The 12125-nt window shown below is 61.6% G+C and carries 11 protein-coding genes and 1 tRNA gene; 6 read left to right on the top strand and 6 right to left on the bottom strand.

The window, feature by feature from the left end:
• Positions 1-11 precede the first annotated feature (11 nt).
• Positions 12-2219, bottom strand: a complete 2208-nt coding sequence (locus ACWTU9_RS10050; RefSeq protein WP_455858148.1) for a GumC family protein — start codon at positions 2217-2219, stop codon at positions 12-14.
• 263 nt (positions 2220-2482) lie between these two features.
• Here ACWTU9_RS10050 and ACWTU9_RS10055 point away from each other — a divergent pair, with 263 nt between their 5' ends.
• The 4 genes from ACWTU9_RS10055 (at position 2483) to ACWTU9_RS10070 (ending at position 7120) form a co-directional block, all read left to right on the top strand.
• Positions 2483-3046 carry a polysaccharide biosynthesis/export family protein gene (locus ACWTU9_RS10055; protein ID WP_112561792.1) on the top strand — a complete coding sequence of 188 codons (564 nt, stop codon included), beginning with the start codon at positions 2483-2485 and terminating at the stop codon, positions 3044-3046.
• A 7-nt stretch (positions 3047-3053) separates the two neighbouring features.
• On the top strand, positions 3054-4184 hold the full coding sequence (locus tag ACWTU9_RS10060) for a glycosyltransferase (protein WP_455858149.1): 1131 nt from the start codon (positions 3054-3056) through the stop codon (positions 4182-4184).
• 84 nt (positions 4185-4268) lie between these two features.
• The gene (locus ACWTU9_RS10065; RefSeq protein WP_455858150.1) at positions 4269-5804 is read left to right on the top strand and encodes an undecaprenyl-phosphate glucose phosphotransferase; all 1536 of its coding nucleotides are present in this window, start codon (positions 4269-4271) and stop codon (positions 5802-5804) included.
• The gene (locus ACWTU9_RS10070; protein WP_455858151.1) at positions 5801-7120 is read left to right on the top strand and encodes an O-antigen ligase family protein; all 1320 of its coding nucleotides are present in this window, start codon (positions 5801-5803) and stop codon (positions 7118-7120) included. The genes ACWTU9_RS10065 and ACWTU9_RS10070 overlap by 4 nt, the downstream gene beginning before the upstream one ends.
• A gap of 33 nt (positions 7121-7153) precedes the next feature.
• Here ACWTU9_RS10070 and ACWTU9_RS10075 read toward each other — a convergent pair whose 3' ends face one another.
• Positions 7154-8137 (bottom strand): glycosyltransferase family 8 protein, encoded by a 984-nt coding sequence (locus ACWTU9_RS10075; RefSeq protein WP_455858152.1) that lies wholly within the window; start codon positions 8135-8137, stop codon positions 7154-7156.
• 37 nt (positions 8138-8174) lie between these two features.
• Positions 8175-9143, bottom strand: a complete 969-nt coding sequence (locus tag ACWTU9_RS10080; RefSeq protein WP_455858153.1) for a glycosyltransferase family 8 protein — start codon at positions 9141-9143, stop codon at positions 8175-8177.
• Positions 9144-9288: 145 nt separating this feature from the next.
• On the opposite strand from ACWTU9_RS10080, the gene ACWTU9_RS10085 reads away from it, so the two are divergent.
• Positions 9289-9365: transfer RNA gene (locus ACWTU9_RS10085), tRNA-Pro, on the top strand.
• A 95-nt stretch (positions 9366-9460) separates the two neighbouring features.
• Here ACWTU9_RS10085 and ACWTU9_RS10090 read toward each other — a convergent pair.
• From ACWTU9_RS10090 to ACWTU9_RS10100, 3 genes are all read right to left on the bottom strand, one after another.
• Positions 9461-9838: a CatB-related O-acetyltransferase gene (locus ACWTU9_RS10090; protein ID WP_455858154.1), complete on the bottom strand. Its 378-nt coding sequence runs from the start codon at positions 9836-9838 to the stop codon at positions 9461-9463.
• 377 nt (positions 9839-10215) lie between these two features.
• The gene (locus tag ACWTU9_RS10095; RefSeq protein ID WP_455858155.1) at positions 10216-10674 is read right to left on the bottom strand and encodes a YbaK/EbsC family protein; all 459 of its coding nucleotides are present in this window, start codon (positions 10672-10674) and stop codon (positions 10216-10218) included.
• Between the two features lie 121 nt (positions 10675-10795).
• Complete coding sequence (locus ACWTU9_RS10100) at positions 10796-11230, bottom strand: helix-turn-helix domain-containing protein (protein ID WP_455858156.1); 435 nt, start codon at positions 11228-11230, stop codon at positions 10796-10798.
• Between the two features lie 144 nt (positions 11231-11374).
• On the opposite strand from ACWTU9_RS10100, the gene ACWTU9_RS10105 reads away from it, so the two are divergent.
• The gene (locus ACWTU9_RS10105) at positions 11375-11989 is read left to right on the top strand and encodes a hypothetical protein (RefSeq protein WP_455858157.1); all 615 of its coding nucleotides are present in this window, start codon (positions 11375-11377) and stop codon (positions 11987-11989) included.
• Positions 11990-12125: the final 136 nt, after the last annotated feature.

Below are 12125 nucleotides of genomic sequence, written 5' to 3' on the forward strand. Positions count from 1 at the left end.
TGTCTGATGTCTCAGGCGGCGCTACGTCGTCCCGGCACGGGGTTTCCCGGCGTCTCATGGCCTACCGGCGTCACCAGAGTGAGGTCGGGATAGCCGCTTTCGATCAACTTGACGGCGGCCTGCGCCACCTCATCGTCCGCTTGCAGCATGGAGAGGAAGACCTCGGTGCTGTCGCCGACGAGTCGGCCGATGCCGTGCGCATCGGCCGGTCCGCATTCGACAATGACCAGATCATAGGCGGTGGTCAGCGACTGCATGATGATCGGCAGCCGGTCGGCGGCGCGCATGGCACGAACCGGATCGGCGGTGCCAACGGGAATGACATGGCAGTCGGAATAGAGGTCGGCGTGGATGACGTCGCTGAACTGCGCTTCCGAAGCCAGCAGATTGGTGATGCCGGGGAACAGCCCGCTGTCCAGCATCGGTCGCGAGGCGGCGCCCGATGCAGTCAGGTCGAGCAGCAGCACGCGCAGGCCGGCGTCGGAGACCTCGCGCGCCACCAGCACGGCCGAGGCCGCGGCCTCGTCGCCTTCAGGCGACACGAAGATGGCGCGCGCAGCGCCGCTGGCGATCAGCTTTTCCGCCGCTTTCTCGACATCGATCTCGCCGAGGCTGGAGCGTACCGGTTCGGGTTCCGCGTCAGCGACCGCTGCTTCTTCCAGCGCTGTGGGGGCCGACTCGGGAACCGCCTTCGGCTGCAGTTCGGCTTCCATGTCCGCCGGCCGATCTTCCGCCTCTTCGACCGCAACCGCCGCCGGCTCAACAGCCGGCATCGACGCGGCGGGCATCGCGACCTGTTCGATACGCTCCAAGCGGGCGCCGGGGGCCGGACGCATGGCGCGGCCCGAAAACAGCTCCTGCAGAAGCGTGATGATCGACATCAGCAGCAGCGAGCCGACGAAGGCGGCGCCGACGATCGGGACGAGTTTGGGGAAATAGGGTTCGGACGGCACGCGCGCCGCGGAAAACACGCTGGCATCGACCGGCAGATAATTCTTGCGCGAGGACACTTCGCGGAAACTTGTCATATAGGATTCAAGCTGCTGGCGCCGGACGTTCGCCTCACGCTGCAGCGCATCCAGCTGGACCTGCTCCTCGCCGGCGCGCGAGGACGCCGCCTTAAGCTTGTTGACGTCCGACATAAGCTGGTTTTCGCGGGCCTGGGCGGTCTGCGCCTGCGTCAGCAACCCGCGCATGATCTTTTGCGCCTCGATGCGGATCTGACCGTCGAGATCGGCTAGCTGCGACCTCAGCGCCCGCAGACGCGGGTGATTGTCGAGCAAGGTTGTGGAAAGATCGGCGATGTTGGTTCTGAGCTCGATCTGACGCTCGCGCAGCCGCTGAATCAGATCGGAAGACAGAACTTCCGGTACAGCGTCCAGCGAGCCGCCAGTCTGCAAGGCTTGACGCACCCTTTCGGCAGTAGCTTCGGCCGAAGCGCGGTTAGCGCGCACACGCGACAGTTCGGTCGACAGTTCGGACAATTGCTGTGTCGCCAGCACCGAATTGTTGCCGCCCATCAACAGGTCCGACTGGGCGGAACGGAAGGCCGCGACCTTGGCCTCGGCATCCCTCACCTGCTTCTGCAGATCCTCTATCTCCGGTCCCAGGAAGGCGGTCGCGGCGGCGTTCGACTTGGTCTTCGCATCTGCCTGGTAGGCCAGGTAGCGGGCGGCAATGGCATTCGGAATGTCGGCGGCAAGCTTGGGATCTTCCGAGGAAAATTCGACGGCGATGGCACGCGTCTTTTCCACGCCATAGACGTTGAGCTTGTCGCGCATCTTCATCAGCACGCGCTCTTCGAGTGGAATCTCTTGCGGGTCGCTCTTCAGCCCGACAATGACCAGAAGCCGGCTTACCGGCGACATGCCGAGCGCATCGTTGAACTCCGGCTTGTCGCCCAGATTCAGATCTTCAGCCACCTTATTGAGAATGTCGGACGAGGAAATGACTTGAACCTCTGTTGCCACGCCTTCCGCGTCGAGCACAGGTTTGTCGTCTTCATTGGTTCCGGCAGGCCGCGTATAGGCCGATTCGTTCAACTGGATTTTCAGCTGCGTCGTCGCCTTGTAGTGCGGCGTGGCAAGCCAGGCGAAGGCGAAGGCGAGACCGGTGACGATGAGCGTGACCACAAGAATGCGCAGCCAGTTCCTCGCCAAACTGGCGAAGAGCTGTCTCAGGTCGACATCGACATCTGCGGCCGCGGACTGAACGGACATGCATTCCTGCTCCGGAACATGAGTCTAAGAGTACCGTAAACAACTATGGTAACTCAGGCGTTAAGATGGCGGTAAGCACCCGTTAGGGTTTGCTGACATCAGGCAAACAAAGGCCGTGAAACTACTCGGCTTTTGTCGATTGCCGCCAAATCGGCCGCGTCCCTTTACCGGCCATTAACCCTAACAGGATGATAACGAACCCATATCCTTAAGGTTTGCCGCCGCGTCATGGCGGCCACAGCGACGAAGGTGTGTGTCCGATCATGAAAAGCGCTGCTGGTCTGTTTCGCGCTCTGCTGGCCGTGTCGATGCTCGCCGGCTGCTCCAGCTACCGGCCGACGCCGGCGGCTTTCCATGAAGTGCTCGACCAGCCCTACCGGCTCGGCGCCGGCGACCGTGTCCGCGTCACCGTGTTCGAGCAAGACGGGCTGACCAACACCTACAGCGTCGACCAGTCCGGCTACATGTCCTTCCCGCTGGTCGGCGCCGTGCCGGCACGTGGCCACACTGCCCAGCAGCTGGAAAAAGAGATCGCCGACAAACTGCGGCAGGGCTATCTGCGCGACCCCGACGTGTCGGTCGAGATCGACCGCTACCGGCCGATCTTCGTCATGGGCGAAGTGGGCGCGGCCGGCCAGTATTCCTATGTGCCGGGCCTGACCGTGCAGAAGGCGATCGCGATTGCCGGCGGCTTCTCGCCACGCGCCAACCAGGAAAGCGTCGACATCACCCGCGACATCAACGGCAAGGTGATGACCGGCAGGGTGGTCACCTCCGACCCCTTGCTGCCTGGCGATACCGTTTACGTTCGCGAACGCCTGTTCTGACATCAACGTGGCGGACCAGCTCAGGATCGTCCACTGCTTTCGCTCACCCGTCGGCGGGATCTTCCGGCATGTGCGCGACCTGACGGAGGCACAACTCGCCGCCGGGCACGTCGTCGGCATCGTCTGCGATTCGACCACAGGCGGCGAATACGAGGAACGCCTGTTCGACCAGATGAAGGACAGCCTGGCGCTGGGTATCCATCGCACGCCAATGCAGCGCCATGTCGGGCCGGGCGACCTCGCCTCCGCCTGGCGTACCTATCGAATCATCAAGGAATTGCGGCCGGACGTGTTGCATGGGCACGGCGCCAAAGGTGGCGCCTATGCCCGTCTGTTCGGCTCATTGTTGCGGGTATCAAGGTCTCGCGTAGCCCGCCTTTATTCGCCGCATGGTGGCTCCCTCCACTATGACGAAACGACGACCACCGGGAAGCTGTTCTTCGCACTGGAGCGCTTCATGGCGCGCTTCACCGACTGCCTGCTGTTTGTCTCCGAATATGAGCGGCGCACCTATCGCAGGAAGGTCGGTGAGCCGCCGATCCCCAACACGCTGGTCTATAACGGCCTGCGCGCCGCCGAGTTCGAGCCGGTGATTACACTGCCCGACGCGGCCGACCTGCTCTACATCGGCATGATGCGCGACCTCAAAGGCCCGGATATCTTCATCGACGCGCTTGCGCTGGCCGGCACGCAGATCGAGCGTCGCTTGACCGCAGTCATGGTCGGCGACGGCGACGACCTGCCGCGCTACCACACGCAAGCGAAACGGCTGGGGCTCGAAAAACAGGTCCGCTTTCTGCCACCAATGCCAGCCAGGGACGCCTTTGCACTGGCCGACCTGGTGGTCGTGCCGTCGCGCGCGGAAGCCATGCCCTATATCGTGCTGGAGACACTGGCCGCCGGCAGGCCGATGATCGCCACCGCCGTCGGCGGCATACCCGAAATCTTCGGCGAGGAATCCCCTGCCCTGATCCGTCCTGACGCCCGCCAACTCGGCGACAAGATGGGCGCGGCGCTACGCGATCTCGACGCCTATCGGCGCGCCATGCCCGATACCGCCACCCTCAAGGCGCGATTCGGCGCCGATGTGATGGCTGCCGACATCGAAAAGGCCTATTTCGCCGCGCTCAGCAAATAGACTACCTACCAAAACCACAAGTTGTCTCAAGATTTTTTTAGCTGTATTCCGCTATGGTCATGGCGGAAGCTTGTGGGAAACGCGATGAACGAGACCGACCCCACGCGCCGCTTTTCGGCCGATGCGGTGCGCAAATTCGACGGTCCTGCCGAGAGCCCCACGCCCGGCGGCATGAACAGTGTTGCCCGCCAGGTCGCCTCGCAATACCGCCGCGATACGATGTCCCCGGTCATGGTCAGCGGCGTGCTGCGCATCGTCGAATTCGCCTTGCTGTTCCTGTCGGGGCTTGCGCTCTACATCTATTTTGTCGGCTTCTTCAACTACCTCGCCTGGCAATATCCGGTGACCATCGCCGCGGCCTCGTTCCTGGCCGTGATGCTGCTCGACGTCTCCGATTGCTACCAGATCTCGGCCCTGATGCGGCCGGTCTCCAGTTTCGGCCGCGTGCTGATGGTATGGGCAGGCACGTTCGCGCTGATGGCGCTGACGGCCTTCATCATGAAGATGTCGGAGGACTATTCGCGCCTGCTGTTCGGTACATGGTTCGTTGTCGGCCTGCTTCTGCTGTTTGGGCTCAGGCTGGTGATGTCGATGCTGATCCGAAGCTGGGCGCGCGACGGCCGCATGGAACGCCGCGCCGTCATCGTCGGCGGCGGCAAGGCGGCCGAAATGCTGATCCGCTCGGTCGAAAAACAGCCCTACAACGACATCCGCATCTGCGGCATCTTCGATGACCGTGGCGACAAGCGCTCGCCGCCGATCGTGGCCGGCTATCCCAAGCTCGGCACCATTTCGGAGCTGATGGAATTCGCCCGTATCGCACGCATCGACATGCTGATCGTCTCATTGCCGCTGACTGCTGAAACGCGCGTTCTGCAGCTGCTCAAGAAGCTCTGGGTGCTGCCGGTCGACATCCGGCTCTCAGCGCATTCGAATGCACTGCAGTTTCGTCCGCGCGCCTATTCCTACATCGGCTCGGTGCCGATGCTCGACATCTTCGACAGGCCGATCAACGACTGGGATTCGGTCGCCAAGCGCGCTTTCGACATCGTCTTCTCGCTGATCGGCATCATCCTGTTTTCACCGGTGATGCTGGCGACAGCCATCGCCATCAAGCTCGACAGCAAGGGGCCTGTGCTGTTCAAGCAGAAGCGGCACGGCTTCAACAACGAGATTGTCGAAGTCTATAAATTCCGCTCCATGTACACCGACCGCTCGGACCCGAGCGCCAAGCAGACGGTGACCAAGAACGATCCACGTGTCACCCGCGTCGGCCGCTTCATCCGCAAGAGCTCGATCGACGAACTGCCGCAGTTTTTCAACTCGCTGTTCGGCTCGCTGTCTCTGGTCGGTCCGCGCCCGCACGCGATCGCCGCGCAGTCGCACAACCTTCTCTACAATGAGGTGGTGGACGGCTATTTCGCCCGCCACAAGGTCAAGCCCGGCGTCACCGGCTGGGCGCAGATCAATGGCTGGCGCGGCGAGATGGATACCAATGAGAAGATCCGCATGCGCACGGAGTACGACCTCTATTACATCGAAAACTGGTCGATGCTATTCGATTTGCGCATCCTGTTCCTGACGCCGCTGCGGCTGCTCAATACGGAAAACGCCTATTGAGCGCGATTTCCCATGAGGTGCCGCAGGCTGCGGTCAACACGTTGCCGCCTTCGGCGGTCAACACGTTGCCGCCGTGGGCGGTCAACGCCAAGCTGATCGCACTGATATCCTCGGGCGCGGTGTTTTTTGGCGTCTTCCTCTCGGGCTTCGTCATCGACGAGCCGGCGCCTTACGATCTCTTCATGGTCGGGCTGATCGGGGTGTGGGCGCTGTTTGGCCTGCGCATATCGCGCGCTGCCGCGCCGCTGCTGGTGCTGCTGATCACGATGAACATCGGCGGCATGATTGCGATGACGCAGATGGCCGATCTCGCCAATACACCGCTCTATCTCGCCGTGTCGCTGTTCCTCGCCTTCACCGCAGTGTTCTTCTCGTCGGTGACGGCGGTGCAACCCAGCCTCTACCGGCTCATCTTCATCGCCTATGTCTTCTCGGCGGTGGTGACGGCGCTGCTTGGCATTGCCGGCTATTTTCACGCTTTTCCGGGCGCCGACATCTTCACCAGATACGACCGCGCCCAGGGCGCCTTCCAGGATCCGAACGTGTTCGGGCCGTTCCTGGTGCTGCCCGGCATCTATCTGCTCTATCTGCTTCTGACCGGGTCGATCGCGCGCATGCCGCTGCTGACGGTGCCGCTGCTGATCATTACCGCCGGCATCTTCTTTTCCTTCTCGCGCGGCGCCTGGGGCATGTTCGCCGTGTCGGCGATCCTGCTCACCGGTGCCCTGTTCCTGCAGAGCAACAGCGGCAAGTTCCGGTTGCGCGTCGTCATCATGACCATTGCCGCCGTCACGCTGCTGGTTGTCGCGATGGTCGTCATCCTGCAGTTGCCGGGCGTCAGCGAGATGTTTTCCAGCCGCGCCCAGTTGGAACAGAGCTATGACACGGCGCGTCTTGGCCGTTTCGCACGCTATACGATCGGCTTCCAGATGGCGCTCGAGCATCCGCTCGGCATCGGTCCGCTGGTGTTCGGCACCATCTTCGGCGAAGACACGCACGACATCTGGCTGAAGACGCTGATGGACTATGGCTGGCTCGGCTTCATCTCGTTCCTGTCGCTGACGCTGTGGACGATCGCCGCCGGCTTCCGCATCCTTTTGCGCGACCGGCCGTGGCAACCCTATCTGCTCTGCGCCTACGTCGCTTTCATCGGCAATATCGGGCTCGGCACCTTCATCGACATCGACCACTGGCGCCATGTCTACCTGCTGCTCGGCCTGATCTGGGGCGCGATCGCGCTGGAATACAGGCATCAGCGGGGATTGAGGGCGGAGGCGGCAATCCGAACCGAAGGGAAAGCCGCCGAGTTCGGATGACTCCGCTCTGCCGATGGGTTGCAGAGATTTCGCCTATCTCGCGATGCCGGCAACCCGCTCGGGGTATTGCACGGCAAGCATCGAATTGTCGGCGTGGCCGGCAAAGACGGCGCTGACCTTTTCGGCGTTGAATCGCGCCCTGCGTTTGCGCTTCTCGTCGTTCAGCAAAATGCCGCTGATGGCGTCGAACTTGCGTCCGAGGTTCTTCATGATGCCTCGCTTGATCGGCCAGCTGCGACTGAAGCGCCCGGCCCAGGGCGTGTCTTTCGCCAGATCGCGATAGATCGCCATGGCGTCGACCTCGACACCAATCGGTGGACGATCCCAAGGCTTGCCCCATGCGAAGTGGCGGGCGTAGCACCTGCTGAAAGGGATCTGGCTGGTGTAGTTGGTCATCACGTTCCAGAATGGATGCATCGTCTGCCACCTGCCCTCGAAAGCCAGGTTCAACGCACCTTGATCCATGCCATAGACCTGCTCGGACGCCAACTGACGGGTACCCTCCAGAAGCCTCTCTTGCCTGACCAGCGGCATGTTGAACACCAGAACGCCGGCATTGAACTTCGGCGCCCCGGGCTGCATGTGCAGATGCTGTCGATACTTTGCGTCGAAATAGGTCTGCTCGTCGTGTGAGGCCAGCAGCGGAGCGTTGAGCGGGACGTTGCAGAGGTCGGCTATCGATCTGTTGAAAAGCACATCGGCATCGGAATAGGCGATGCGGTCATATGGCTCGAATTCAGGCAATTGGTCGGCGAACAGCCTGATGTAAGTTGCAAGGGTGGGATGCGTTCCACGATTGAAGTTCGTCGCTTCCATGAATTTCGTTACGTCGATGATGCCGATCCTCCCGCCGAGCAAGCGCTCGCCGACAGATCGGTCTTCGGCGGGAATAGTACCGGTGTGCAGAATAAAGCCGTCGACGGGGGCGGAGACATCCAGAACGCGGCGTGCCGCCAGACAGGCAAAGGGGAAGAATTTCTGGTCGGCGGCGAAAAAGAAACACGATTTCTGTGACATAGCCTGATTCCCTAGCCGTCAATGTTCGTTACAGCTCTCAGTCGAATCCGCCGAGTCTTTCTGGAAACTGCACAGCCATCGCCCCAGCATCAGCATGCTCGGCATAAATCTTATGGACCTTGCTGCCATCGTAGCGGGCCCGCCGCCGATATCGGTCCTTGTTCGGCAACATCCCCATGATGCCGTCAAACCTTCGGGCGAACCGCCTCATGACGCCGCGCTCGAAGGGAATGCGCTGCGTGAAGGGCTGGACCCACGGCGTATCCCTTGCCAGACCGCGCCAGACGGCAAGCGCCTCTGGCTCCACGTCGACCTGGCTCCCCCACGGCTTGCCGCCGGCGAAATGCCGCGCATAGGCTTGGGCGAACCGAAACTCCTTCGTATCGTTGGACATCAAATTCCAGTTCGGATGCATCGTCTGCCACTTGCCCTCGAAGACGATGTTCAGCGCGTTCTGATCGTTCATCTGCCCGGCGATGGCCACGTCCCTGGCGCGGTGCAAGAGGCCCTGTTCACGCACCGACGGCATGTTGAAGACGATGATCCCCGCATTGAAGTAAGGCGCTCCCGGCTGCATCGACAACTTCTGCCGGTAGCCCGGGCGGAAATACATATAATCGTCATGGGCGGCCAACAGCGGGGCATGCAAAGTCTGGCCCACCAGGTCGCCGATATCCCGATTGAAGAGAACATCGCAATCGACATGGGCGATGCGGTCATAGTCCGCGAACTGAGGCAGCTGGTCGGCGAAAAGCCGAACAAAAGTGCCGACATTGCTTGGCCGGAAGGTATGACCGGCCTGCGCAAACAACGCCGATACGTCCATTATACGAAGGCGGTTCTTCAGCAGGCGGTCAGCAACACGCATATCGGAATCACGTGCGCCGACATGCAGGATGTAGCCTGGCGTTGCGTCTCCCGAAACGTCCAGAATTCTGCGGGCCGCCAAGCATGCATACGGGAAATAGTTGGCGTCAGCCGCTAGAAAAAAACAGGAACTTGCCACGCGCAATCCTTCTTATCGGTATTGGGCGAGCCATACCGTCTTGGCGTTGCGCCGACAAGGCTGGATGCCTGGCGACTTTTCCGGTCCAACGCGCCGTTTTAGCGCTTGCACCATAACCCTTGAAAATATATGGCTTTGCGCGGTCCGGAGTGTAGCGCAGCCCGGTAGCGCACTTGACTGGGGGTCAAGGGGTCGTCGGTTCGAATCCGGCCACTCCGACCAAACAACAAAGGCGGTTAGCTGCTTCCCCCAAAGTGGCCACGTGATTTCTCAGCCGCATTGCAGCCAGTCGCGAACAAGGTTCGTTTCTTAGGAGGTCACGCTGCGTGTCGCTCCAGGAAAGGCTCGATGGGCCCCGTGAGAAAAGCAGCCTCCTGCTTGATCTTCTCGTCGCTCCACTCCCACCACCGGATCGCCAGCAATTTCGTAATGACGTCCTGCGAAAACCGATAGCGGATAAGCCTGGCCGGGACCCCTCCGACGATCGCGTATGGCGGCACATCCTTGGTGACAATGGCGCCGGCCGCAACAATAGCGCCATCGGCGATGTGGACGCCTGGCATGATCAGTGCCTCGCGGCCGATCCAGACATCGTTGGCGATGGTAATGCCGACGGGTTTGCCGCCATGCGCATTGGGATCGGTCGAGTCCATCATGCGGCTGTGGATCGGAAAAGTGGTTGCAGCCCAAGGCACGTGGCTTCCCCCGGAACATTCAAAGCTGACGTTGCCGGCGACCGAACAGAACGCCCCAAGGGTCAACGGAGTGGCGTCAGACGCTCCAAGCACCTTCTTCCGGCTCACCCCATAGGTGTGACGTCCGACGGTCACGCTTGATGGCAGCTTGGATCGAAACGGGTTTTTCAGCCGTAGCCAGCCGGTCACAGTGGCCACCTCTGCCTCTGGTACCAAAGATCTGCAGGGGTTCGCCACAGACGGTAGCGAGCAGTCCTTGCAACCGGTATCGCGCCGCGATGGCAAGGCTCGTTCTCACCATAGGCGATGTGGCCAAAAACGTCGTTCATTCCGTCACGTATAGTGAGTCGGCCAATCTTCTGCCAGCCGACGATTCGCTACTGGCACACATCGACCCATTGGGCGTTGACGATCTCTGCCATGCGCTGGGGGTTGAGCCGCACGGCGGCGTTGGTGGCGCCGGCTGCGGGCACCACCTCATCGAAGGCACGGAGCGAGACGTCGCAATAGACCGGTAGCGGCGCCGGCAGGCCGAACGGACAGACGCCGCCGACGGGGTGGCTTGTGGCGGCGACAACCTCGTCGGCGTCAAGCATGCGCGGCTTGCCGCCGAAGCGGTCCTTGAATTTGCGGTTGTCGAGCCTCGACAAGCCGCCGGCCACGATCAGCATTGTCTGCTCGCCGACGCGCAGGCAGATGGTCTTGGCGATCTGCGCCGGTTCCACGCCATGCGCCGCCGCTGCCAGCGCCACGGTCGCCGAACTGGCTTCGGTGACTAAAACGTCGACGTCGGGCGCATGGGCAGCCAAAAAGGCACGCACGGATTCAAGGCTCATTCCGGTGTCTCTCCTCCATTCGATCCGGCGGCCAATCACCTACCAAACCACTCGAACATGAAAAAGCTCGCCAGGGCAAACCATGGCGAGCTTGTGTCGAGAGACGCCTTGGCGTCGCTGTTTATGAAACGGACCGATTTTCCACAGGCGCTGTCGGCGCTGGGGCATCGATCAAGGCCGTTTCGGGCAATTGCAATGCTGCGGCGATCCGGCGAAGTTTCGACGGATCGATGTCCTTGCCACTTTCTATGTCGGCAATCTCGCTGGTCGACAGACCGCAGGTCAGGGAAAGCTCTTCAATACTGTATCCCTTTGTTTCCCGGATGGCTTTGAGGCCGGGATGCTCAAGCGCAACATCGGCCGCCAGCCTGGAAAAGGGTTCGTGCTTTGCATTTTGGGGCATTGGCAACTCCATGGGGCTAAAGAGTTTTGGATCAAAATGGTAGGGTGTTGCCTGAGAGCCGGGACAATGCCCGTTCGACGGTGATTTGCCAAGACCCAAACCGACCGTCACGGCATCGTGAACCGGCGTCAACACCGCTGGCGCCCGGCACATATGGGGTCTCCGCCCCGATCTCCCAATCAAGTTCTTTTGAAGGACTGCACGCCGAAATATTCAGCGGTTTCGGCCCGTTCGCGCGTTAGCCTGATGTTGCTGGCAGTCGCATCGGGCCAGCTTTCCCCAAGAGGATCAGATCCCATGACATTGAAGACATCAGCCATCCTGCTCGCAACGATCTCAGGCCTCGCCGGCGCCAGCCTGGTCGAGGCGCAAGCCGCCGACGCCGTGCGCATTCGCGGCACTGTGACCGCCTTTGCCGGATCGACGCTGACGGTGAAGACCCGCGAAGGCGCCACCGACGCCATCGCGCTGGCTGCAAGCTGGAAGATTTCCGGCGTCGCCAAAGCGGACGCCGGGGATATCAAGCACGGCGATTTCCTCGGAATTGCCTCGGTTTCAAAGGCCGATGGCGGCAGCGGCGCGCTGGAAGTGGTGATCTTCCCGGCTGCGCTCAAAGGCACCGGCGAAGGCGACCGTCCGTGGGATCTCGAGCCCAACAGCCGGATGACGAACGGCACGGTTGCCGACGTCACCGAGATTGCGGGCCGCACGGTGACGCTGACCTACGACAATGGCCAGAAAAAGCAGATCGCGATCCCGCAGGCGACACCGGTGGTGACCTTCGCCCCAGCGACGCCGGCCGACCTTCAGCCCGGTGCTGTGGTGTTCGTCAACGCCGAGCGTGGCAGCGACGGCAGGCTGACCGCGGGCCGGGTCGTGGTCGGCAACAATGGCATCGTTCCGCCGATGTGAAGGAGGTTCCTGCGCCTGCGCAGACGCCAGACACAATCCAGAAACAAAATTCTACAGTCCGGAAAAACTGTCGAAAAATTCGGAGGCGATAGTCATGGCTGCGGGGTTCACGTCACCGACCTTGCTCGGTGGCGGT

The organism is Mesorhizobium sp. 128a (genome assembly GCF_053848025.1).

What these genes read in the sequence shown, in the direction of transcription:
- ACWTU9_RS10095 (WP_455858155.1), bottom strand. Translation starts at nt 10,674, where the DNA reads ATGAGCCTTGAATCCGTGCGTGCCTTTTTGGCTGCCCATGCGCCCGAC.
- ACWTU9_RS10105 (WP_455858157.1), top strand. Translation starts at nt 11,375, where the DNA reads ATGACATTGAAGACATCAGCCATCCTGCTCGCAACGATCTCAGGCCTC.
- ACWTU9_RS10050 (WP_455858148.1), bottom strand. Translation starts at nt 2,219, where the DNA reads ATGTCCGTTCAGTCCGCGGCCGCAGATGTCGATGTCGACCTGAGACAG.
- ACWTU9_RS10100 (WP_455858156.1), bottom strand. Translation starts at nt 11,230, where the DNA reads ATGTGCCGGGCGCCAGCGGTGTTGACGCCGGTTCACGATGCCGTGACG.
- ACWTU9_RS10075 (WP_455858152.1), bottom strand. Translation starts at nt 8,137, where the DNA reads ATGTCACAGAAATCGTGTTTCTTTTTCGCCGCCGACCAGAAATTCTTC.
- ACWTU9_RS10065 (WP_455858150.1), top strand. Translation starts at nt 4,269, where the DNA reads ATGAACGAGACCGACCCCACGCGCCGCTTTTCGGCCGATGCGGTGCGC.
- ACWTU9_RS10055 (WP_112561792.1), top strand. Translation starts at nt 2,483, where the DNA reads ATGAAAAGCGCTGCTGGTCTGTTTCGCGCTCTGCTGGCCGTGTCGATG.